This is a genomic window from Sphingomonas sp. BLHR8, assembly GCF_056821725.1.
On sequence record NZ_JBPDIM010000001.1, the window covers coordinates 1,865,001 to 1,887,429 of the forward strand.

Sequence of the window (22,429 nt, forward strand, 5' to 3'; positions counted from 1 at the left end):
TTTGGCCCCGCGCTGAACGCGCTGGGCAAACAGCTGGTCACGCTGCGCATCGCTCTCGCGGGCGCGGTCATGTTTGCCGCCTGCTTCTTTGTGGCATCGCGGTTCGACATGTTGGCGATGGCCTATGTCTGGCTGGTGGCTTCGCCGCTGTTTCTCGGCCTGACAGTGCTTGCCGCACGTCCGCACCTCGGCGTGGCGTTCACTGACCTCGCCGCGGCGCTCTGGCGGCCGGCGATGGCCGCGATCCTGATGGCCGCCATCGTCAAGGCCATCGACCTGTTCGTGGTCGAGCCGATGATGCTCGCTCCGCCCCTGCGAATGCTGGGTCTGGCCACGGTGGGGGCTGGCGCCTACGCCGCGCTCATGCTCATGCTGGCTCGGGATCTGGTGGACGACGCGCGGCACCAGCTGCGCCGCGGCCGCCAATCGGTGACGGGTGGGTAACGCGCTCCCTCAGCGCGCGATGTAGTCGCGCAGCGCTTCCGCCTCGGCCTCGATGCGCTCGATGCGATGCTTCACTAGATCGCCGATCGATACGAAGCCGATCATGCGGCCGTCCTCGACCACCGGCAAATGACGAATGCGACGGCGGGTCATCATCGATAGCGCGGCGAGCGCATGCGTGCTTCGCTCGATCGTGATGGCCGGCGCGGTCATGGCGGCGGCGACCGTCGAATCGAGTGCAGTTCCGCCTAGGCTGGCGAGACAATGGATGATGTCGCGCTCTGAAACGATGCCGACGATGCGGAGCGGGCCCTCGCCGTCCGCCGCGGGCTCGAGCACCGGCATGGCCCCGATCCGTGCCTGGGTGAGGCGCTCGACGACCGACCGCAGCGGCTCGTCGGGCGTGCAGCTGTGGATCGCGCGCCCGGTGGCGTCGCCGTTCTGCGCGGTCCGCTGCGCGTTCAGGATCGATTCGATCGTCACCCCTCGCCTCCCTCGCCCACGAGCTGGTGAGGCTAGCACCTGCCCCATGTGTGGCAAGGCTGGTTGGCGGCGCCTTCGCGGGCCCCTATGTCGGCAGCCATGCCACGGACCTCGCATCTCGATTCCGCCGACGTTTCGGCGCACGCGTGGGGTCGGTTTCGCCGGTTGATGCGCTGGATGGCGGGAGTCGCGGCTTTCACCGCCGCCGCGTCGATCGTGTTTCTGGCCAGAAGACATCCCGACGCCAGCATTCACCTCTACATTGCCGCCGGGCTGGGCACGTTCCTGTCGGTCCTGCTCGGCGCGGCGTTGATGAGTCTCGTGTTCCTATCCGCGGGGACAGGCCATGACGGAGCGATCGAAGATCCGTTCGACGCGGACGACGAAACTTCGGTAAAACCGCCCGTCTGAGTCAGCTCACCCGGTTTCGCCCGCATCCTCGCCGCGGTCCATCAGCACCCGGGCGATGGTGTCGAACATCGCCTGCATCGCGATCGGCTTGTGCATGACGGCGTCGGCCCCGGCCGCGAAGCACTGTTCGTCAAGCCCGGGGCTCGCATCGGCGGTCACGACGATTACCGGGATGCGCGCCAAGTGATCGGTCCGCGAGCGGAGAGCGCGAAGAACATCGAACCCGTCCATTTCCGGCATGCGCAGGTCGAGCAGCACGACGTCGTACGGATCACGCTCGAGCGCTTCGATCCCTGACCGACCGCCGTCCGCCTCGCCCAGGGGAAGGCCCGCGACATGCAACATGTCACGCACGACTCTGCGGTTCATGGCGTCGTCTTCGATGAATAAAATGCGCATCAGCCCCGCCGCGCGATCCCGCCGACAGATGGCGAATGGTCCGCGCTGGGGATCGCGGTGGAACCGGATGCCTCGTCGGGCAAGTCCAAAATGGACCAATTGAGATGGAAGCGCGACCAATGTTGCGCAATCGCTCGCTTCGAGAGGCTTGCGCTCGTGACGCTGGCCGCGGCACCGCGGACCGGGAGCGGCGTGACCTCGCTCGGAGGGGAGTGGGCCTGCGTCTCGGGGGCGACACAAACCACATGCCAAAGCGCGGCGGCCTCCCCCGCGTTCGCGGCGAGAGCCGGCCAGTCCTGGGCATCGGTGACCAGCATGATCGGATGGTGGCCGAACCTTTCGATCAAATCCGACGCGCTGGCGACGCGCACCGTCTCCGGATCGCAACTTTCGAGCGCCGCGTGGAGAAGAGCGGCGCGCATGGGGTTGGGCGAAAAGCTTACCGAGCGGACATGGCCGGCGGCGACACCTTTCGCATCGGCCGTCGCCGATCCAGTGGCGGCAATCCAAGGCAGCCAGATGGTGAAGCAACTTCCTTCCGACGGGACGCTTTCCAGACGAATTTCGCCACCCATCGCCTCCACCAGCGACCGAGTGATGGCGAGGCCAAGGCCGGTGCCGCCATGGGCGCGCGTGCGACCTGAATCGACCTGGCGGAACGGTTCGAACACCGCGCGCTGAAGCTCGTACGGTATCCCGATCCCCGTATCGCGGACGGCGATTTCCACCCGGTCCGACACCTTCGAAATCGTGACGGTCACCTCCCCATCCTCGGTGAACTTGATGGCATTGCCGATGAGGTTGAGCAGCAACTGCGACACTCGCCCCGGATCGAGCATGAGCAGCTGCGGTTCCTTCCGCGAGCCCAGCTCGGGTCCGACGTGAAGCGTGACGGAGAGCCCGCGGGTCTGCGCCACGTCCGCCATCAGCGACAGCGCCCCCTCTGCCAGCGCTCGCAAATCGGTGGGAACTGGATGCAGCGACAGACCGCCATCCTCGATCTTTGCGACGTCGAGAATATCATCCACCAGCGCCCGCATCGCATTTCCGGCGGCCTCGATCACCCCGACCTGCTCACGATGCCTTGATGCAAGTGCTGTGTCGGCTCCCATCACCTGCGCCATGCCGAGGATGCCATTGAGTGGCGTGCGCAGTTCGTGGCTGGTCGCGGCGAGAAAGCGCGAACGGGCAGCAAGCGCCAATTCGAGGTGGCGGTTGGCGTCTGTCAGCCGAGCGCCATCCGCCTCCGCCCGGCTGCGCGCGCGCATCAGGTTGCGCAGGTATAGCGTCATTGCCAACGTCAGCGCGACGGTCGACAGCAGCAGGATCCACGTCAGACGCCGCTGATATTGAAGGTCGCGTTCCAGCGCCTGCGCCCGCAGTTGTGCAAGACGCGCCTCCTGCGCGGAAAACTGGAACTGCGCCGCCAACAACGCCGCGCGATTGCGCGCAATCGTCCGCGCCTCCTCCTCGCTCATCTCATTGGCACGCTCCAGCCTCTCGAGCGCGTCCTTCTCCCTCCCCAGCGCCTTGGAAATCCGGTAACCGAGCATCAGTTTGTGAATGGCGTTTGCTGAACTCGCGTCTTGGTCCAGCAGTAGCAGCCGTTCGGCGTTGGCTGCGTCGCCCCGCGCGAACGCAAGCGCAGACCGAACCGGGGCCACCTGCTCGGGACTGATCAGGCTTTCCCCTTGTGCTCGATCGAAGCGCGCGAGATCGTCAACGGCAGCTCTCAGATTACCCGCAAACACATGGAGGTTGACGAGATTCAGCTGAGCACGACGCGCTACCGCTGGAAGACCGGCCCGCTCGGCCGCACGCTCAGCTGCGGTGTAGGCTTGCTCCGCCTCCTTAAGGCGGTTCAGGCCCTCAAGCGCAACGCCACGATTGTTTGTCGTTACAACGTCGTACTGCGCATCACCGCGATAGACGGCCGTCGCTTGCTGCAACAGCGCCAGCGATGCCTCCCATTCACGCACGTCGTTGTAGATGGTCGACATGGTTTGCAGGGTGACACCATGTCCACGTCGATCCTGGAGCGCGATGAACGTCTGCTGCGCCTCGCGTAACAACTGAAGCGCCTCGCCATAATCGTTGCTGCTGCGAGCGATCAACGCATCCAGCACGTCGCAGTATGCAAGCAGTCGGCGGTCGCCCCCCGCTCGCGCAATGCCGCGCGCCGCTCGATTGTATCGTGCGGCGCCATGCACGTCGCCTTGGCGAAACTTGATTTGAGCTATGACCCAGTTTGCAAGCCCCACATGCGGGCCAAGGGCATCGCCGTCGCGCGCGCTGACTTGAGACCGCGCCCATTGCTGTGCTGCGGTTGGATCGAGCGCAATCTGCCGTACCGCGGCAAAGGCCGCGCCCTCGGTGGTGAGGTTAGCCGCGGCGAGGGCAGGCGATGAGATCAGCGTGGCCCAGAGCGCTACGGCGCAAAGGACACGTTTTACGCGCGAAGCCACAAGCGCTTGTCACGCAGCGCGCGCTGGTCAGCGGGAGTCGCGATGCTCTGCGGGTCGAAGTTCTCGAGGTAAGGCCTCACATCCGCAACGGGCATTGGGCGCCCCACCAACCAGCCCTGCATCATGTCGCAGCCCATTACCGTCAACAGGGCATGGGCGGCCAATGTCTCCACCCCCTCCGCGGTGATGACCATGCCCAGGGCATGTGCGAGTTCGATCGTGGAGCGCACGATCAGCGGGTCGCGATGACTGCTGCCGAGCGAAACGATGAAGCTCTTGTCGATCTTGAGTTCATCCGCCTCGATCTGCTTGAGGTAGGTGAGCGACGAGAGCCCCGATCCGTAATCATCGATGGCGATAGACAGGCCCGCGTGCTGCATCGTGCGGATGTTGCGAAAAGCGAGCTCCGGATCGCCGATCACCGATCGTTCGGTGATCTCGATGCCGATATCGCCCCCCGGCGTCCTGGCGCGGGCGCAGATCGCCGCGATGATCGCGGCATCGTTCAACAGCTGAGCGGACAGGTTGATGAACAGGCGGACGTCATGCCCCGCCGCGCGCAGCGCCTTTTGATCCTCAATCGCGCGGTCGACGGTCCACAGCGTCAGAGCGGTAATGCAGCCTGCATCTTCGGTTTGTTCGATGAACCGATCCGGCAGGATCATCCCCGCATCGGGATGGTCCCAGCGCAGCAATCCTTCAAAGCTCGCCACGCGCCCCTCACGCGCGTTCAGCTTCGGCTGATAATGCAGTTGGAATTCGTCACCGCTCAATGCGCGCGCGACCTCGCTCTGCCAATAAGGCGCATCGGCCATGCGATCATCGGCCGTTGGTCGCTGCGGAGTTTCGCTCATCGCCGGCCACCAGTGCGGGCGTAGCGGTAAAATCGGAGTTAACGTCGAGGAGGCGCGCGCGTTAACGGCGTTGCTAGGCCCCGATTTTTCCGGCAGAAACTTGGTTACCCGCGAGTTAACCTTCGCGGCAAAACAGAGGGAGCCAGTGATGCTTTCGATTCTCGCTGAAGTCTTCGCAGTGCCGAATGGCGGCGGTGGGGTTTCCATTCCCCCGCTCTGAGCGACGCTCGCTGAGACGATCGGGGCGCTCCCGCTACGGCGGGGGCGCCCCGATTTTCGTCGGAAATGGACCGTTTTCGAGCAGCCAGACCCGGATTGCACTTGCCAGGTTGAGCGGCGCGTCGCCCCCGGCCGTCAAGCGTTCGGCATCTATCCGAGCGACGAGTGCGTTGAGCGGCAGCGATCGGTGCTGCGCTGCCGAATCGAGCGCCGCCCAGAACAGCGGCTCGAGTCGAATCGAGGTGGGGTGACCGGCGATCGTCACGCTTCGCTTCACCGGCGGTTGCGAGAGGGAGGTCACGACGCTCTCCGCACGACCCGCATCAATACATATGTTGCCCACCGTTAATCGACAGCGTGGACCCCGTGATGAACCCCGCATCGTCGGAACATAGGAAGGCGACCCCGCGCGCGATCTCCTCGGCCTTCCCCAGCCGTCCGACCGGGATGCGCGCGACGATCTTCTCGAGCACCGCCTCGGGGACCGCCGCCACCATGTCCGTATCGACATAGCCTGGCGCGAGCGCGTTGACGGTCACGCCCGACCGCGCGCCCTCCTGCGCCAGTGCCTTGGTAAAACCGTGGATGCCCGATTTGGCGGCGGCATAATTGACCTGACCATATTGCCCGCCCTGGCCGTTGATCGACCCGACGTTGACGATCCGACCCCAGCCGCGCTCCCGCATCCCGGGAAAAACGGCCTTGGCCATGTTGAAGCATCCGCCGAGATTCACGCGGATGACATCCTCCCACATCTCGAAGGTCATTTTCTGAAGCGTCGCGTCGCGGGTGATCCCGGCGTTGTTGACGAGGATGTCGACCGGTCCATGCTCCGCGGCGACCTGGGCGCAGCCCGCCTGGCAGGCCTCGTGATTGCCGACGTCCCAGCAATAGGCGGCGATGCCCGTCTCCTCGGTGAAGCAAGCTGCCGTTTCGGCGTTGCCGGCATAGTTGGCGACGACCGTCACGCCCTGATCCTTTAACCGGCGGCTGATCGCCGCCCCGATGCCCCGCGTCCCGCCGGTGACGACCGCCACACGTCCCATCCCAGTCTCTCCCGCTCTTTGTCTTGTTCCGGAACGATAGATGGACCAGTCCTGCGCGCAAGCGATGCGTGCGCCGCCCGACTAAGCCTTTGTTTGGAATTTGCTGCGACAGGGCAGTGGATGGTTTCACGCCTCAACTTGCGCGACGAAGGCGTTCCCGCCGCTTCGGGAGATGAGCGGGATCCCGGGATTCTCGTGCATCTCGGCCTGCGACCGAGCACGTCGTCGTGGGATGCTGAAGCGCTTGATCGACGCATCGACGCGACGCTGCACCAATGGCCGGTGCTGATGATCGCTATGCTCATCGGTTCGCTCCCGGCGATGGTTGAAGGTGCGCTCAACGTTGTCCCGTTGTTGCTGGTGGGGCTGTTGACGCTTGCTCCGGTCATCCTGCTGTGGGTGAAGCGCGGTCGCGCCCTCGCGCCGGTCAATCGCATGCGGCTGCTGATCATAGCGTCGGCCGCGGCGGGGCTCTGGTTCGCAGCGCTTTTCAACGCTTTCGCCAAGATGGAGGCGGCGCCCTTGCTGGCGATGGTGATGACTGCCGCCTGCTTCGTCGTGGTGGTGGCGCTCGCGCGACTTCCGGCGACGTCGATCAGCTTCACCTTCGGGCTGGCGGCTGTCATTTTTCTGTCCGGCCCCTCGCTGACGCTGTTTGCCCTTGTGCTGGCGCCGGCGCTCGCGGCGACATTCGTTGCGGCGGCGACCAACGCCCGGCTCGATTTCGCCGATTCGCGTCTGTTGTGGCGGGCCGAGCAGGAGGCGAGCCGGCCCGCCCGACTGCTCGACGAGATCGAGGCGCGGGGATCCGTCTGGTTCTGGGAGACCGATAGACGCGGGCGACTGAAATATGTCTCCGCCCGCGTTGCCCATGCATTGGGCGCGGGACAGACCGAGCTGATCGGCCGGCCGCTGCCCACGATCGTCGATCCATCGCTTGCCGCCGACGACACCGGGCTGGGCGAAAGCGGCCGCACGCTGAGCTTTCTCCTCACCACCCAGACCGCATTCGAGGGCCATGTCGCCCGCGCGGCGACGGAGGAGGAAGTGTGGTGGTCCATCTCCGGCCGCCCCGTCCACGACCGCTTCGGCCAGTTGCGCGGCTTCATCGGCACCGGGACCGATCTCACCGCCGCCAAACGTTCCGAAGCGGAGGTCGCGCGTTTGGCGCGTTTCGACCCGCTTACGGGGCTCGCAAACCGAGCGGAAATCGGCAACCTCCTCAAGCAGGCGATCAGCCGCCGCAGCGGCGCCGCGCGCCCGGCGGCGTTGCTGCTGCTCGACCTCGACCGCTTCAAGAACGTCAACGACACGCTCGGCCACCCGGTTGGCGACGAATTGCTGAAGCAGGTCGCGCAACGACTGGTTGATGCGGTGTCGGCCAACGGTCATGTTGGGCGATTGGGCGGCGATGAATTTCAGGTCGTGCTATCCGAAACCAACAGTCGTGCGCAGGTCGCGGCAGTGGCCAACGCGATTATCAGCTCGGTTTCCAGGCCTTACTTCCTTGATCGGGCCAAGGTGTCGATCGGTGTCTCGATTGGTGTCGCGCTGGCGCCCGACGACGGGCGGACCGTTTCCGACCTGACGCGCAACGCCGACTTGGCCCTCTATGCGGCAAAGGCCGCCGGGCGGGGCGTGCACCGTTTCTATGAGAAGGAGATGCACGCCGCCGCCGATCGCCGGACCATGCTGGAAAAGGACCTCACCGACGCGCTCGAGCGCGGTAAATTGCGTGTCGTCTATCAGTCGGTGGTTACGTGCCGCACCGAACAGGTCACCGGGTTAGAGGCTCTGGTGCGCTGGACCCATCCGGACCTCGGCCCGATCTCCCCGGCGGAGTTCATCCCCGTGGCGGAGGAATCCAACCTGATCGAACGGGTCGGGGAATGGGTGTTGCGCACGGCGTGCGCGGAGGCCGCATCATGGCCGGTTGCAGCGCGTGTCGCCGTCAACGTCTCGCCAACCCAGTTCGCGAATCCCGCTTTTCCCAACCTCGTCGCGCAGGTGTTGTCCAAGACGGGACTTGCACCCGATCGCCTCGAGCTCGAAATCACGGAAAGCGTGTTCATGGCCGATGACGGCAATGTCGAACGCCAGTTCGATATGCTCCGGCGGCTGGGGGTTCGCCTCGCGCTCGACGATTTCGGCACGGGGTACAGCTCGCTGGGTTATCTGCAGCGGGCGCCGTTTAACAAGATCAAGATCGATCAGAGCTTCGTCTTCGGCGCGACCGAAGGTCACAACCAGAACGCCGCCATTATCCGCTCCATCGTTACGCTCGCTGAAGCGCTTGGGATGGAGACCACGGCCGAAGGTGCCGAAACGGAAGATCAGATCGAACTCATCCGACGCCTCGGCTGCAGCCACATCCAGGGCTTTTACTACGGGCCGCCGATCGAAGCCGAGGATCTGCGCGAGAGGATGCGCCGAAGCGGGCAGACCCCGAGCCGCAGCGGCCACAAAAGTGCGCGTCCCCGGCGGCTCTCGCTGTTGCGGCGTGCTCGGCTGATCCTGCCCGGTGGCGCGTTTGACGTGCGTGCGCGCAACATCTCGGTCACCGGGATGATGGTCGAAATGTCGGCACCCCTCCCGGTCGGAACACGCGGACAGGTCGACATCCAGGACGGACCGACCATCGATGTCGAAAGCATCTGGTGGGCCGACGGACGCTGCGGGCTCGCCTTTGCCGAGGCGATCGACCTCGGCTGGATCACCAGCGGTCGCGACCCGCGGCGCATGTCGGCCTAGCTCAAATCCAACCGGACAGTTCGCGCGTCAGGAGCGTGTCGAGGAGCGCGATGCCCTCCTCCGTCGCGTTCAGGCACGAGAGGTAATCGAAACGGTGGCCGCCGGCTTCGAGGAATTGCTCGCGACCCCGAATGGCGAGCTCTTCCAGCGTCTCAAGGCAATCTGCCGAAAATCCGGGTGCGACGAGCGTAATGTGCCGCACGCCTTCCCCCGCCAGCCGCTCGAGCTCGTGATCTGTGGCGGGTTCGAGCCACTTCGCGCGGCCGAAGCGCGACTGGAACGCGACCGCGACATCGCGACCGAGTTCCTCCGCCAACAGCCGTGCCGTCTTGCGGCAATGGCAGTGATAGGGGTCGCCGAGCTCCAGCGTCCGTTCGGGCATGCCGTGAAAGCTTGCCAACAGAACGTCGCCGACGCCGCCCTGCGCCGCTGCCTGCCGCCGCACCGACGCCGCCAGGGCGGAGATGTAGGCGGGGTCGTCGTAATATGGCGGCAGCGTTCGCACCGCCGGCTGCCAGCGAAGCTTGCGCAGCGCCGTGTACAATTCGTCGTTGGCGGTCGCGGTCGTGGCCGCGCAATATTGCGGGTAGAGCGGCGCGAACAGCAGTCGCGTGACTCCGGCCGCGCGCATTCGCCCGACCGCGTCGGCGATTGACGGGTTGCCATAGCGCATTGCCCAGTCGACCCGCACCCCGTCGCCCCAGCGTCCACCAAGGGCGCTCGCCTGCGCTGCGGTGATCGCGGCCAGGGGCGATCCGTCCGGCCCCCACACCTCCCGATACGCCGCCGCCGATTTCCTCGGTCGCGTGTTGAGGATGATTCCGCGCAGGATTGGCTGCCAAAGAAGCTTCGGAATCTCGACGACGCGGGGGTCCGACAAAAATTGTTTGAGGTATCGACGGACTGCGCCCGGCTCCGGCGCGTCGGGCGTCCCGAGATTGCAGAGCAGGACACCGATCCGCGCCGGCGGGATGGCCGGGTGATCCGGCTGCGGGACCATGGGTGGGGCGGGGTATGTCATCATTCGACCGGGCGCGCGCTCAACGGCAGCCGCCGACGACGGCGTCCCTCCAACGAGGCGAGCGCGTTGGCGATGGCCGGAGCGACGGGCAGCATGGCAATTTCGGCATAAGGTGCAGGATCGCGCGGCGAGGCGATGAGTTCCACGCTGATCGCAGGCGCGGAGGCCAGCGTGACCGGACCAAGTTCGCGCAGGCGTCGGGCGGCGACCACGCCGCCGCGCCACGCGCTCGTGTATCCGACCGCGTGCGCAAGGCCGAACAGCAAGCCGCCTTCGATCTGCTGTTGCGCCAAGGTCGGGTTGACGACCGGCCCGACATCGACCGCCGCGACCAGCCGATCCACCCGGACCGCCGAGCCCGCGAGCGCACATTTCGCAACGACGGCGATATGCGCGCCGTTGAACGATGCACAGGCGATCCCCATGCCCGATCCGGCCATACCGCCGTCCCATCCCGCCAGCGCGCTCGCTATTTCGAGGCAGGCGGCGAGCAAGGGGGCATCGCCCAGCATGCTCATCCGAAACAGCATCGGGTCGCTGCCCCCGGCACGCGCAAGTTCGTCGACAAAGCTTTCGAGCGCAAAGACGTTGCCGGCCGCGGCGCCCCCGCGCAGCGAGCCGGTGGGCATGCCGGTGTCGACCGGGACATGATCGACCGCGAGATGCGGGATGCGATAGGGCGGCGCGAGGCCGGCAACCGCTTGGGCGTCGAGTTGGCTGCGCTCCTCGGCGAGCGACGGTTCGTCGTCGACCCCATCCCATCGCGCTCGCTGCTCGCGGCGTGCGCCGGGCGCCGCCGCTCGCGCGTGCATCGCATCGATCGTCGCACCGGCCGACAGGGTGGCCGCCATGCGGATCCTTGTCGGGGCACGCGGGCGATCGCGCAGCAGCGCTTCCGCACGCGACCAGCAGAGTTGCACCGGGCGATTGAGCGCACGCGCGATCAGCGCCGCCTGCACCGCCACGTCGCTATCGAGATTGACGTCAAAGCCGCCGCCGCCGGGGGTGACGATCAACTGGACAGCCGCCTGCGACAGCCCCAGCGCACGCGCCACGGCGGCGCGCGCGAAGCCTGGCGCCTGGCTTGCCACCCACAACCGCACGCCTTCGGGAAGCGGTTCCGCGGTTGCACTGGGCAGTTCGAGCGGCTGGCGCAGCGCCGGTTGCACCACGAACTCCGAACCCAGGACGGTTCGCCCGCGAAAAGCGTCCTCGACATCGCCGTGACCCGAAATCCGCGCGCCGGCGCCTTCGCGCGCGGCGCGGCGGAGCCGAACGGCGGCGAGTCGGTCGTCCGCCGCCGGCCGCGGAACCGAAAAGTGCGGTCGCATCGCGTCGAGCGCGTGACTGGCGGTCCAGTGCGTGTCGGCGGCGACCGCGACCCAGCGTTCGTGCGCCACGACCCCGGCCACGCCAGGCATGCCGCGCACCGCCGCCTCATCATGCGAGACAAGCCGCGCATCGCCCAACGGCCCCTGGCGGATGGCGGCATAGACCATGTTCGGCAGACGGATGTCGCCAGCGAACAGCGCGCTGCCGTCGATGCGCGAAGGCAACTCCAGCCGTGGCAAGGCGCGTCCCATCAACGGCCGCGAGGTCGGCGCGCGCAGCGGCGCCATCGCCGGCGCAGTCCGCTCTGCTGCGGCTTCAGCAAGTTCGGCGAAGGGCCTCCGCCGCCGCCCAAGAACAACGAAGCCGTCGCGAGCCTCGACTTCGGCCGGATTGACGCCCCACGCCTCGGCCGCGACTTCGCTCATCATCCAGCGCGCGTTGGCCGCGGCCTCGCGCAACATGGGCTCGATCAGCGCGCGGCTGGTGCCACCGCTGGTAATCATCGCCGGCGTGCGCTGCAGCACCATCCGCCGGCGCCAACCGCCGAAGCCACGCGGCACGAACCAGCGCGGCGTCTCCACCTCGGCATCGGCGTCGAGCCACACATGGTTGGTATAGGCCGACGATACCGGTGCCGGCATGACCGCCATCGTGCGCCAGTCGGCACCAAGTTCGTCAGCCGCGATCTGCGCGGCCATCGTCTGCACGCCCTGGCCCAATTCGGTCTGGGGCACATAGACGGTGACCACCCCGTTGCGCCCGATCGTCAACATCGATCCGAACGCGCGCTCGCCGGAGCGCAGGTTGAGGTCGACCGACGCGGTGCGGGGCCAAACGACCCAGGCGACGGCCAGCCCCGCGCCCGCACCCCCGCCGATCAGCAGCGCACGGCGGGTCGGGCGGGGCAGCGAGGCGCGCCAGCCCTCCCCGCGCGGCCAGTCGCTCACCCCGCCGTGTCCGCCTGCGCCAGCCACGAATCGAGCGCGGTCGCAATGGCTCGATACGGCGCGCCTGTGTCCCCTGCCTGCGCAACCGGCGGCACCCCCGCATCGCTCGAGGCACGGATGTGCGGATCGAGCGGCACCCGGCCGAGGAAGGCGATGCCGCGACGTCGGGCCTCACCTTCCGCGCCGCCACTACCGAACGGATCGCTGATCTCGCCGCAGTGCGGGCAGGCGTAACCGGCCATGTTCTCGACCAGCCCGATCACCGGCACCTGCACCTGATCGAACAGGGCGATTGCCCGGACCGCATCGATCAGCGCCAGATCCTGCGGCGTCGACACGATGAGCGCGCCGTCGGGCTTGAAGCGCTGGACCATGGTCAACGCGACATCGCCGGTGCCCGGCGGCATATCGACCAGCAGCAGGTCCACCCCGCCCCACTCCGCATCGATCAACTGTTCGAGCGCGCGGCTGGCCATCGGCCCGCGCCAGGCGATCGCCTGTTCCGGCTGGACGATCTGCCCCACCGACAGCATCGGCAGGCCATGGGGCCCGACATGGGGGATGAGCCGATTGCCCTCCGCCTCGGGCCGCACACCCTCCACCCCCAGCAACCGCGGCTGCGATGGGCCGTAGATGTCGGCGTCGACCAGGCCCACCTTGCGTCCCGCCTGCATCAGCGCGAGCGCCAGGTTGGTCGACAGCGTCGATTTCCCGACCCCGCCCTTCCCGCTGGCGACCGCAATAATGCGCCGCCGCCGCCGTCCGGCAAGCCATGCGATCGCAACGCTCGCCCCTCCGGCGATCGGCGTAAGAGCGGTGCGCAAGCGCGTTTCCAGCGCACTGCGGGTCGCCTCGCTGGCGGCAGCGCTGTCGAGCGCTAGCGTGATCCGCCCATCGCGCACCCGCACCGAACGCAACGCGTCGCCCACGACGCCGCGCGCAGCGGCGTCGAGCGCGGTTTCGAGGTTACTGGCGGATGGCGTCAAACTCACCTGCGCGCTGTTAGCGCCGGCGCTTCCGCTTGCCACTGTTTTTCGCTTCCACCGGCATCTATATGGCGGGACATGACCCTGCGTGTGCGCGACCCGCGCGTCCGATCCAGCGCCGTTTGATGGCTGACGACCCCTCCCCCTGGCGGAGTGCGCCACCGCCGTCGGCCGACAATCCGGACAGCACCGACGCGCGCGGTGAACAATCGCCTTGGCTGCCGCCGCGGACCGATGCGCAGGCGAAGGCGCCGCGATCGCAGGGCCTCGATGACCTCCTGTCGCACAAGGCGTTCGGCCCCGAACTGCCGCGCCTGCCGGGCGGATCGAAGCTGTGGCCGTGGAGCGCGCTGGCGGTTGCCGCCCTGTGGCTCACCACCGGCATCAACATTCTACAGCCGGGCGAGGCCGGGGTCGTCACGCGGCTTGGGCAATATCACCGCACACTTGAAGCCGGCACGCACTTTACCGCGCCGCTTCCGATCGAGCGCGTCACCGTCGTGCCGGTGCGTTCGGAGCAGACGCTGTCGCTCGGCAGCGATGCCGGGCCGATGCTGACCGCGGACGGGGCGCTTGCGACGCTGGGCTATTCGCTGCGCTGGTCGGTCATCGACCCGCGCGCCTACCTTTTCCGCGTCGCAGAACCCGACACGCTGCTGAAACGGAGCGCGTGGAGCGCGATGCGCGCGGCGGTCGCTCAGCGCCCCTTCGCGGACCTCGCCCGCCCCGAAGTGCGCGCGGCGCTGGCGCAGGAGGTGCAGCGAGATACGCAGCGCTCGCTTGACCAGCTTGGCGCTGGCGTCCGCATCGGCGCGGTCAATGTCGCCACCATCACGCCCCCGAGCGAAGTCGCAGCCGCCTTTGAAAGCGTCACGAAAGCGCGCGCCGATGCCGACGCGGCAATCCGCGAAGCGCGTCGCGATACCGTCGCATCGGTGGACCGCGTGCAGCGCGATGCCGACAGCTTCAACCGGCTGCTGATCCAGTATCAGGCGGCGCCCCAGGCCACGCGCAGTCGGCTTTACTATGAAACGATGGAGCGGATTTTGACGCCGGTGCCAAAGGTCGTCGGGACTGAAGCTGTCGCGCCCCCGGCCGGCGCTGCAACGGTCTCGCCCGCCCCGTCGGCTGCCACGGCCACGCCACGCGCGCCGGAGGCCAAGCGATGAGCCGGGCGCAACGTCGTTCGATCGGCACGGCCTTGTTCGCCGTGGCCGGCCTGACCATCGCCGTGCTCGGCAGCCTGTCGCTGGCGATCGTTCCGGAAACGCAGACCGGGCTCGTGCTCCGCGGCGGAAAGGTCGTTCGCACCGTCAACGATCCCGCCGCAAGGCGAGGACGGGATGGCGCAGGGGTCGTGTGGCGGGTGCCGCTGGTCGACCGGCTGATCCGTTACGATGCTCGCGTGCAGAACCTTTCGGCGACCCGCCTCAGCCTTGTCGGACCGGCGGGGACGAGCGCAAGCGGCGAAATCAGCGCACGCTATCGCATCACTCAGCCCCGCCAGCTCTACCGTTCCGCGCCCACCGAAGGGGCCGCACGAACCCGGCTCGAGGCGCTGCTCGGCGACGCGCTGCGGCGTAGTGCGGGCAGCGGCGAGGCGCCTGACCTGGCCGTCGCGCGAACCATCTTCGCCGAGCGCGCACGCGCCATCGGCGTGGAGATCATCGACCTTTCGCTCGACCGCCTGCTGGTCGCCGAGGGGGCTCCGCGCGACGCCGTGCTGGCGCGCATGCGTGACGGGCAGGCCCAGATCGCTCAGGCGATCACCGCCGAGGGGCAGGCGCAGGCCAACCGGATACGCGCCGAAGGTGACGCACGCATCGCGCAATTGCAGCGCGACAGTTTCGAGCGCGATCCCGAATTCTACGAATTCTATCGTGCGCTCCAGAGCTACGAAACGACCTTCCGCAGCGAAGGCGCGGGTCGGACGACGTGGGTGCTGCCGCCGACGGAGGGCTATCTTCGTCACTTCGATCCCGGCCGTCGTTGACCTGAGCGAGGCTGTTGCGACAGGTTAAGCGTCGGGTTTCTATGCGATCGTCCGCTTTTTGAGAGAGGTTCACCTTGCGTCACGCCATCATGCTCACTTCCGCCCTGCTGGCCGGGGGCGCGGCACTCGCGCTGACCGCCAACATGAGCCCGCTCGCAGCGCAGGACGGTGCGGCCGCCGTCGCGCAGGGTAGTCCGATTTCGACCAACCCGATCGTCCCGCGAGCGGGCGCGCCAACCAGCTTCGCCGATCTCACCGCCGCGCTGCAGCCGGCGGTGGTCAACATCTCCACCCGTCAGCGCGTGCGCGTTCCCGCCAACCCCTTTGCCGGCACCCCGTTCGAAGGGCTGTTCGGTCAGGGTCAGCCGGGTGCGCCCGGCGGCGGCCAGGGGCAGACGCGGCGCGGGTCGAGCCTGGGTTCGGGCTTCATCATCTCCGCCGACGGCTATATCGTCACCAACAATCACGTCGTGTCCCCCGGCGCGCCCAATGCAGTGGTGGAGCAGGTGACGGTGACCATGCCCGACCGCCGCGAATATGTGGCGCGGGTGGTTGGACGCGATCCGGACAGCGACCTCGCCGTGCTCAAGATCGAAGCGAGCGGACTGCCGCACGTCGCCTTCGGCGATTCGCAGCGTACGCGCGTCGGCGACTGGGTGGTGGCGATCGGTAATCCGCTTGGCCTCGGCGGGACGGTCACCGCGGGCATTGTCTCCGCGCTTTACCGTAACGTCGGTCCCGGCGGGGTCGGTCAGGGCGGCGCCTACGACCGCTACATCCAGACCGACGCCGCGATCAACCAGGGCAACAGCGGCGGCCCGCTGTTCGACATGAACGGCCGCGTCGTCGGCATCAACAGCTCGATCCTGTCGAGCAATCCCGGCGGCGGCAGCATCGGCATCGGCTTCGCCATTCCGGCCGAGGTCGCCGAACCGATCGTGCGCCAGCTGATCGCCGGCCGCACCATCGCGCGCGGCTACATCGGGGTCGAGCGCGCGCCGCTCACCGACGACCTCGCCAATTCGCTCGGCATCACCAAGGAACAGGGTGAATTCATCCAGCGCGTGACTCCGGGCGGTGCCGCCGCACGCGCAGGCATTCGCGAAGGCGACGTGGTGCTGGCCATCAACGGCGAATCTGTCACCCCCGACCGCAACCTCAGCTACATCGTCGCCAACCTCCGCCCCGGGCAGCGCGTGCCGATCGAGCTGCTGCGCGGTGGCCGACGTCAGACGGTGACGGTGACGGTCGACACGCGGCCGTCGCTCGAACAGCTGCAGGGTGAACGCTTCGATCCGTCGGAGCAGCAGGACTTCAACCAGGCACCCGCGCAGCCGCAGGGCGGAGACGCGTCGATCCGCACGCAGCTCGGCCTCGTCACGCAGCAGCTGACGCCGGAGATCGCCCGACAGGTGGGGATCGACTCCACCACGCGCGGGGTGGTGATTGCCGCCGTGTCCGGCTCGTTCGACGCTGCGTCGAAGGGCCTGCAACGCGGCGACGTGATCCTCAACGCACACGGCCGCGCAGTGACCAGCAACGCCGACCTCGCCGCCGCTATTCAGGAAGCGCGCAGCCAGCGCCGCACCGCGATCCTGGTGCAGGTGGTGCGCCGCGGCATCCGTCCGGCGTTCATTCCGCTGCTGCTCGCCGAATAAGCGCCGCCCCCGTCGTCCCGGCTGGTCCGGGACGACGGGGCAGCGCCGCTTGATTCGCGCGGCGCGGGGCCTAATCCCTCCGCCATCGAAATGCGGGGGAGCGACATGGCGGACGGCATCTTCATCGGCAGCGCAGGCGGCACCCCGCAGACGCTCAACCTGCGTCGCGCGAACCGCCACGGGCTGATCGCCGGTGCGACCGGCACCGGCAAGACCGTCACCCTGCAGGGCATCATCGAAGGCTTTTCCGCGGCCGGGGTGCCGAGCTTCGTCGCCGACGTGAAGGGCGACCTCGCCGGGCTTGCCATGCCCGGCTCGCCCACCGCGAAGAGCCATGCGATCTTTGCGGCCCGTGCCGCGGAGATCGGACAGAGCGACTGGGCCTACGCCGGTTGCCCGGCGCAGCTATGGGACCTGTTTGGTGAGCAGGGCCACCCCATCCGCACCACCGTCAGCGAACTCGGCCCGTTGCTGCTGTCGCGGCTGCTCGACCTCAATCCGACGCAGGAGGGGGTGCTCAACATTGCCTTCCACGTCGCGGATGAGGAAGGGTTGCTGCTGCTCGACCTCGACGATCTCCAGGCGATGCTGGTTCACGTCGGTGAACGCGCCAAGGAGCTAACACTCGAGTACGGCAATGTGTCGAAGCCGAGCATCGGCGCCATCCAGCGCGCGCTGCTGCAACTGAGGAGCCAAGGCGCGGACGGCTTTTTCGGCGAACCCGCGCTCGACATCCACGACTTCATCGCCACTGACGACAACGGCCGCGGCGTGGTCAACATCCTTGCTGCCGACAAGCTGATGGCGAGCCCCAAGCTTTACGCCACCTTCCTCTTGTGGCTGCTGTCCGAACTGTTCGAGGCGCTGCCAGAGGTTGGCGATCCCGACAAACCCAAGCTCGTGTTCTTCTTCGACGAGGCGCACCTCCTCTTCGACGACGCGCCCAAGGCCCTGCTCGACAAGATCGAACAGGTCGTGCGGCTGATCCGGTCGAAGGGGGTCGGCGTTTATTTCATCACCCAGAACCCGGTCGACATTCCCGACACCGTCGCCGGCCAGCTCAACAACCGCATCCAACACAAGCTCAACGCCTTCACCCCGCGCGACCAGGCGGCGGTGCGTGCGGCGGCGGAGACGTTCCGCCCCAACCCCGCCATCGACGTCGCGCAGGCGATCACCGAGCTCAAGATCGGCGAGGCGCTGGTGTCGCTGCTGGGCGACGACGGTGCGCCGTCGATGGTCGAACGCACGCTCATTAAGGCGCCCGCCTCGCGCGTCGGGCCGCTGACCGATCAGGAGCGCGCGGTGCTGCTCACCGCCGATGCGGTCGGCGATCGCTACGACCAAGCCATCGACCGCGAGTCGGCCCAGGAGCTGCTCATCGCGCGTGCCGAGCAGGCGGGCGCGGCGGCCGCCGAAGCCGAAGCGCAGGAGGAAGCCGACAAGGTCGCGGCGGCGCAGGCGAAGGCCGACGCGAAGGCGCGCGCCGCCGCCGAACGCGTCCGACTGCGCGAGCAAGCCGCCGCGGACCGCGCCGCCGCCCGTGAGGCCGCCAAGCCGACGATGGCCGAGAAGATGCTCCAGTCGGCCGCGCGCTCCGCCGCCTCCTCGGTCGGCCGCCAGGTCGCGGGCAGGATGGGCCGCTCGCTGGTGCGCGGGATCCTGGGCGGGATTTTCGGCGGGCGGTGAGCGCGGCAACGGCCGCGCGGTCCGCGCAGCGGACATCAACCGCCGGCCGGCGGTCGGCGCAACGAACGCATTCCCCTTCCCTGGAGGGAAAGGGCTAGTGCCGCTGCCCCCATTGCACCCGCGCGCGCGCGCCGCCATGACGGCGCCAACAAAAGGGGGAGCGGGCGATGCGCGAACTGACCTGGCGCGGCGTCATCTTGGGCGCGCTGCTGACGCTGCTGTTCACCGCGGCGAACGTCTATCTCGGCCTCAAGGTCGGGCTGACCTTTGCGACCTCGATCCCGGCGGCGGTCATTTCGATGGCGGTACTGAAGGCGCTCGGCAATTCGAGCATCGGCGAAAACAACATCGTTCAGACGATCGCCTCGGCGGCGGGGACGTTGTCGGCGATCATCTTCGTGCTGCCGGGCCTCGTCATGATCGGCTGGTGGTCGGGCTTTCCCTACTGGATGAGCGTCGCCGTAATTGGCCTCGGCGGCATTCTCGGCGTCATGTATTCGGTGCCGCTGCGCCGCGCGCTGGTGACCGGCAGCACGCTCCCCTACCCCGAAGGCGTCGCCGCGGCGGAGGTGCTGAAGGTCGGAGCAGGCGTAGGCGGCGCGGAGGAAAACCGCCGCGGCCTACGCGCGATCTTGTGGTCCAGCCTCGCCGCGGCGGGGTTCAGCCTGCTCGTCAACATGCGGCTGATCGCCGGAGAGGCGGCGCGCGCGTTCCGCTTCGGCCCCGGCGCCACCAGTGTTTCGGCGAGCCTGTCGCTGGCGCTGATCGGGGTCGGCCACCTCGTCGGACTGTCGGTCGGCATCGCCATGCTGGTCGGCCTCGTCATCAGCTTTTTCGTGCTGTTGCCGCAGTTCACCGCGCCGATCCCGCTGGGGGTCGAGCTCGCCGATCATGTCGGCACTGTGTTCCGTGAGCAGGTGCGCTTCGTCGGCGCGGGCACGATCGGCGTCGCGGCGATCTGGACCCTGCTGCGTATCATTGGACCGGTGGTGAGGGGTCTCCAGGGCGCACTCGCCGCCAACCGGGCGCGCAAGAGCAGCGGCTACGATGCGCTTGACCTCACCGAACGCGACCTCCCCATCTCGATCGTCGGCGGCACCATCCTCGCCAGCATGATCCCAATCGGCATCCTGCTGTGGGATTTCGCGCAGAGCGGGCCGGTGGCGGCGGGGGGCGCGGGGCCGCTGCTCGCGACCATCGCCTATATCCTCGTCGCGGGCGTCGTCATCGCGGCGGTGTGCGGTTACATGGCGGGGCTGATCGGCGCGTCGAACAGTCCGATTTCGGGCGTCGGTATCCTCGCTGTGGTCGGCATTTCGCTGATCCTCGCCGCGATGTTCGGCCGCCAGCCGAGCCCGGAGGCGACGCAGGCGCTGGTCGCCTATGCGCTGTTCGTCACCGCCATCGTGTTCGGCGTGGCGACCATCTCCAACGACAATCTGCAGGATCTGAAGACCGGCCAGCTGGTCGGCGCAACGCCGTGGAAGCAGCAGGTGGCGCTGGTGCTGGGCGTCATCTTCGGTGCGCTGGTGATCCCGCCGGTGCTGGGCGTACTGCACCAGGCGTTCGGCTTTCAGGGCGCGCCGGGCGCGGGCGCGCAGGCGCTCGCCGCCCCCCAAGCCGCGCTCATCACCAGCCTTGCGCAAGGCGTGCTCGGCGGCAGCCTCGACTGGGGACTGATCGGCCTGGGCGCGGCGATCGGACTGGGGGCGGTGGTGATCGACCTGATCCTTGAGCGCAGCGGGAGGCCCGGCTGGCGGCTGCCCCCGCTCGCGGTGGGGATGGGTATCTACCTTCCCATGGCGCTGACGCTGCTGATCCCGATCGGCGCGATCCTCGGCCACCTCTACGAACGCTGGGCGGAGCGCACGCGCGACCCCGAATATGCCAAGCGCCTCGGCGTGCTCGCCGCGACCGGCCTGATCGTCGGCGAAAGTCTGTTCGGCGTCGCCTATGCCGGGATCGTCGCCGCCTCGGGAAGCGACGCGCCGCTCGCCGTGATGGCGGAACACCCGCTCGCGGTGCCGCTCGGCCTCGGCCTGTTCGCAGGTCTAATCGCCTTCCTCTACCACCGCACCCGTCGCGATGCGCAGGTGCCTGTTGCCGCTGGAGATCCGCCACGATGATCCGAACCGCTACCGCCGCCTTCCTGCTCGCGAGCGCCGCGCCGCTGCTGGCGCAGATGAACCAGCCCGCACCGCCCCCCGCCGCCACCACGACCGCGACGCAGACCTCTCCTGCGCCGGCCCCGGCACCATCGAGCAGCCCGCAGACGCAGATTGCTGCCGCTCCCGCGCCGGTGCCGGCACCCGTTGCCAACGCGCCCGAGCCGGTGCCGATGCGCAGCGTTACTCGGCACAGCGGCGTATTTGGCGGTGCGCGCGTCGATTTCACCGCGACCGCTAGCGAAACCTTCCTGCGCGGCACCGACGGCAAGGCCAAAGCGTCGATCTTTTCCGTGGCTTACGTCAAGAACGGCCCGCGCGACCCGAACCGGCCGGTGACGTTCCTCTGGAACGGCGGGCCGGGGTCGGGATCGCTGTGGCTGCACATGGGCGCGTTCGGACCGACCCGCGTCGCGATCCCGTCGGACGCGCGCGACGATGGCGCGCCGCCCTATCCGATCGTCGCGAACCCCGACAGCCTGCTCGACGTCACCGACATCGTCTTCATCGACCCCGTCGGCACGGGCTTTTCTTACGCGCTGCCCGGCACCGATCCCAAAGATTATTGGGGGGTAACGCAGGATGCGCGGTCGATGGCGCAGTTCATTCGCCAGTGGCTGTCCGACAACGACCGCTGGAACGCGCCCAAATATATCGGCGGCGAAAGCTATGGCACGACCCGCGCGGCGGCGGTGCTCAATCAGCTCGAAGGGCAGTATAACGACGTCGCGGTCAATGGCGTGCTGCTCATCTCCACCGTGCTCGATTTCGGCGCGGGCGCGGACACGGCCGGGAACGAGATCGGCTACGCACTCAATATTCCGTCGATGGCCGCAACCGCGCTCTACCACGGCAAGGCCACCGACCCGCGCGGCACCGCTGCGTTCGTCGAAGACGCGCGGCGCTGGTCGACCGGCCCCTATCTCGCGGCCTTGATGCAAGGGAACGCGCTCGACCCGACGGCCCGGGCGGAGATCCGCCGCGACCTCGCGCGCTTTACCGGGCTCAGCGAAGCCTATCTCGACCGCACCAACCTGCGCGTCACGCCCGGACGCTTCTATCGCGAGCTACTGCGTGACCGCGGGTTGTCGGTCGGTCGGCTCGATTCGCGCTACACGGGCCGGGACCGGGACGCGGCGGGGGAGGAGCCCGACAACGACCCCAGCTTCTACGGCATCGACGCCGGCTATACCGCTGCGATCAACCAGTGGGTGCGTACGAGCCTCAACTACCGCCCCAACCGTGACTATGGCACGATCGGCGGGGTGCGCGACTGGGACTGGCGCCTGGGCCAGGGACGGGATGGCGACGCCTACCTCAATGTCGCGCCCTATGTCTCGCGCGCGCTGCGGGAGAACAGCGGCCTCAGAATCTTTGTCGGGCAGGGCTGGTATGACTTTGCGACGCCGTTCTACGCCGCGGAATATGCTCTGACCCGCTCCGACTTCCCGCGCGATCGCATCAGCTTCCACTATTATGACAGCGGCCACATGATGTATATTCGCGATGAAGACCGCGCGAAGCTGACCCGCGACATTCGCGCGTTTATCCGCGGACGTTGAACCG

At 67.8% G+C, this 22,429-nt stretch carries 18 protein-coding genes (1 of these 18 running past the window's edge); 9 read left to right on the forward strand and 9 right to left on the reverse strand.

The window, feature by feature from the left end:
- Nucleotides 1-444 carry the 3' end of a lipopolysaccharide biosynthesis protein gene (locus ACRYJK_RS09355; RefSeq protein WP_482667236.1) on the forward strand. It extends 1,074 nt beyond the left edge of the window, so only the last 444 of its 1,518 coding nucleotides appear in the window; its start codon lies beyond the left edge, outside the window; its stop codon occupies nt 442-444.
- 9 nt (nt 445-453) lie between these two features.
- On the opposite strand, the gene ACRYJK_RS09360 is transcribed toward ACRYJK_RS09355, so the two are convergent.
- On the reverse strand, nt 454-927 hold the full coding sequence (locus tag ACRYJK_RS09360; RefSeq protein WP_482667237.1) for a CBS domain-containing protein: 474 nt from the start codon (nt 925-927) through the stop codon (nt 454-456).
- Nucleotides 928-1,026: 99 nt separating this feature from the next.
- Between ACRYJK_RS09360 and ACRYJK_RS09365 the strand changes: the two genes are divergently transcribed.
- The gene (locus ACRYJK_RS09365; RefSeq protein WP_482667238.1) at nt 1,027-1,338 is read left to right on the forward strand and encodes a hypothetical protein; all 312 of its coding nucleotides are present in this window, start codon (nt 1,027-1,029) and stop codon (nt 1,336-1,338) included.
- Between the two features lie 6 nt (nt 1,339-1,344).
- On the opposite strand, the gene ACRYJK_RS09370 is transcribed toward ACRYJK_RS09365, so the two are convergent.
- From ACRYJK_RS09370 to phbB, 5 genes are all read right to left on the reverse strand, one after another.
- Complete coding sequence (locus ACRYJK_RS09370) at nt 1,345-1,737, reverse strand: response regulator (RefSeq protein ID WP_482667239.1); 393 nt, start codon at nt 1,735-1,737, stop codon at nt 1,345-1,347.
- Nucleotides 1,737-3,947: an ATP-binding protein gene (locus ACRYJK_RS09375; RefSeq protein WP_482667240.1), complete on the reverse strand. Its 2,211-nt coding sequence runs from the start codon at nt 3,945-3,947 to the stop codon at nt 1,737-1,739. Before ACRYJK_RS09375 ends, ACRYJK_RS09370 begins: the two co-directional genes overlap by 1 nt.
- A 239-nt stretch (nt 3,948-4,186) precedes the next feature.
- Nucleotides 4,187-5,056, reverse strand: coding sequence for an EAL domain-containing protein (locus tag ACRYJK_RS09380; RefSeq protein WP_482667241.1), 870 nt, complete (start codon nt 5,054-5,056; stop codon nt 4,187-4,189).
- Nucleotides 5,057-5,309: 253 nt separating this feature from the next.
- The gene (locus ACRYJK_RS09385; protein WP_482667242.1) at nt 5,310-5,576 is read right to left on the reverse strand and encodes a ribbon-helix-helix domain-containing protein; all 267 of its coding nucleotides are present in this window, start codon (nt 5,574-5,576) and stop codon (nt 5,310-5,312) included.
- 22 nt (nt 5,577-5,598) lie between these two features.
- Nucleotides 5,599-6,321: an acetoacetyl-CoA reductase gene (gene phbB, locus ACRYJK_RS09390; RefSeq protein WP_482667243.1), complete on the reverse strand. Its 723-nt coding sequence runs from the start codon at nt 6,319-6,321 to the stop codon at nt 5,599-5,601.
- 288 nt (nt 6,322-6,609) lie between these two features.
- Between phbB and ACRYJK_RS09395 the strand changes: the two genes are divergently transcribed.
- Nucleotides 6,610-9,072, forward strand: coding sequence for a putative bifunctional diguanylate cyclase/phosphodiesterase (locus ACRYJK_RS09395; protein ID WP_482667244.1), 2,463 nt, complete (start codon nt 6,610-6,612; stop codon nt 9,070-9,072).
- 1 nt (nt 9,073) lies between these two features.
- On the opposite strand, the gene hemH is transcribed toward ACRYJK_RS09395, so the two are convergent.
- Genes hemH through ACRYJK_RS09410 form a run of 3 tightly spaced genes read right to left on the reverse strand, consistent with a single transcriptional unit; the run spans nt 9,074 to nt 13,364 of the window.
- Entirely contained in the window at nt 9,074-10,072 is a 999-nt protein-coding gene (hemH, locus tag ACRYJK_RS09400) for a ferrochelatase (RefSeq protein ID WP_482667245.1), read from the reverse strand.
- Between the two features lie 20 nt (nt 10,073-10,092).
- A complete protein-coding gene (locus ACRYJK_RS09405) occupies nt 10,093-12,399 on the reverse strand; it encodes a xanthine dehydrogenase family protein molybdopterin-binding subunit (RefSeq protein ID WP_482667246.1) in 2,307 nt (768 codons plus the stop codon).
- Nucleotides 12,369-13,364, reverse strand: a complete 996-nt coding sequence (locus ACRYJK_RS09410; RefSeq protein WP_482667247.1) for an Mrp/NBP35 family ATP-binding protein — start codon at nt 13,362-13,364, stop codon at nt 12,369-12,371. Before ACRYJK_RS09410 ends, ACRYJK_RS09405 begins: the two co-directional genes overlap by 31 nt.
- 119 nt (nt 13,365-13,483) lie before the next feature.
- Between ACRYJK_RS09410 and hflK the strand changes: the two genes are divergently transcribed.
- The 6 genes from hflK to ACRYJK_RS09440 all read left to right on the forward strand — a co-directional run bounded on the left by hflK (nt 13,484) and on the right by ACRYJK_RS09440 (nt 22,425).
- Nucleotides 13,484-14,527, forward strand: a complete 1,044-nt coding sequence (hflK, locus tag ACRYJK_RS09415; protein WP_482667248.1) for a protease modulator HflK — start codon at nt 13,484-13,486, stop codon at nt 14,525-14,527.
- A complete protein-coding gene (locus tag ACRYJK_RS09420) occupies nt 14,524-15,351 on the forward strand; it encodes an SPFH domain-containing protein (protein WP_482667249.1) in 828 nt (275 codons plus the stop codon). Before hflK ends, ACRYJK_RS09420 begins: the two co-directional genes overlap by 4 nt.
- Before the next feature lie 74 nt (nt 15,352-15,425).
- Nucleotides 15,426-17,009 carry a Do family serine endopeptidase gene (locus ACRYJK_RS09425; protein ID WP_482667250.1) on the forward strand — a complete coding sequence of 528 codons (1,584 nt, stop codon included), beginning with the start codon at nt 15,426-15,428 and terminating at the stop codon, nt 17,007-17,009.
- Between the two features lie 105 nt (nt 17,010-17,114).
- Nucleotides 17,115-18,698: a helicase HerA-like domain-containing protein gene (locus ACRYJK_RS09430; protein ID WP_482667251.1), complete on the forward strand. Its 1,584-nt coding sequence runs from the start codon at nt 17,115-17,117 to the stop codon at nt 18,696-18,698.
- Between the two features lie 167 nt (nt 18,699-18,865).
- Nucleotides 18,866-20,824, forward strand: a complete 1,959-nt coding sequence (locus ACRYJK_RS09435) for an OPT family oligopeptide transporter (protein ID WP_482667252.1) — start codon at nt 18,866-18,868, stop codon at nt 20,822-20,824.
- The gene (locus ACRYJK_RS09440) at nt 20,821-22,425 is read left to right on the forward strand and encodes a S10 family peptidase (RefSeq protein ID WP_482667253.1); all 1,605 of its coding nucleotides are present in this window, start codon (nt 20,821-20,823) and stop codon (nt 22,423-22,425) included. The genes ACRYJK_RS09435 and ACRYJK_RS09440 overlap by 4 nt, the downstream gene beginning before the upstream one ends.
- The last annotated feature ends 4 nt before the right edge of the window (nt 22,426-22,429 follow it).

What these genes read in the sequence shown, in the direction of transcription:
- ACRYJK_RS09370 (WP_482667239.1), bottom strand. Translation starts at nt 1,737, where the DNA reads ATGCGCATTTTATTCATCGAAGACGACGCCATGAACCGCAGAGTCGTG.
- ACRYJK_RS09420 (WP_482667249.1), top strand. Translation starts at nt 14,524, where the DNA reads ATGAGCCGGGCGCAACGTCGTTCGATCGGCACGGCCTTGTTCGCCGTG.
- ACRYJK_RS09380 (WP_482667241.1), bottom strand. Translation starts at nt 5,056, where the DNA reads ATGAGCGAAACTCCGCAGCGACCAACGGCCGATGATCGCATGGCCGAT.
- ACRYJK_RS09440 (WP_482667253.1), top strand. Translation starts at nt 20,821, where the DNA reads ATGATCCGAACCGCTACCGCCGCCTTCCTGCTCGCGAGCGCCGCGCCG.
- ACRYJK_RS09365 (WP_482667238.1), top strand. Translation starts at nt 1,027, where the DNA reads ATGCCACGGACCTCGCATCTCGATTCCGCCGACGTTTCGGCGCACGCG.
- phbB (WP_482667243.1), bottom strand. Translation starts at nt 6,321, where the DNA reads ATGGGACGTGTGGCGGTCGTCACCGGCGGGACGCGGGGCATCGGGGCG.
- ACRYJK_RS09430 (WP_482667251.1), top strand. Translation starts at nt 17,115, where the DNA reads ATGGCGGACGGCATCTTCATCGGCAGCGCAGGCGGCACCCCGCAGACG.
- ACRYJK_RS09435 (WP_482667252.1), top strand. Translation starts at nt 18,866, where the DNA reads ATGCGCGAACTGACCTGGCGCGGCGTCATCTTGGGCGCGCTGCTGACG.
- ACRYJK_RS09395 (WP_482667244.1), top strand. Translation starts at nt 6,610, where the DNA reads ATGATCGCTATGCTCATCGGTTCGCTCCCGGCGATGGTTGAAGGTGCG.
- hemH (WP_482667245.1), bottom strand. Translation starts at nt 10,072, where the DNA reads ATGGTCCCGCAGCCGGATCACCCGGCCATCCCGCCGGCGCGGATCGGT.
- hflK (WP_482667248.1), top strand. Translation starts at nt 13,484, where the DNA reads ATGGCTGACGACCCCTCCCCCTGGCGGAGTGCGCCACCGCCGTCGGCC.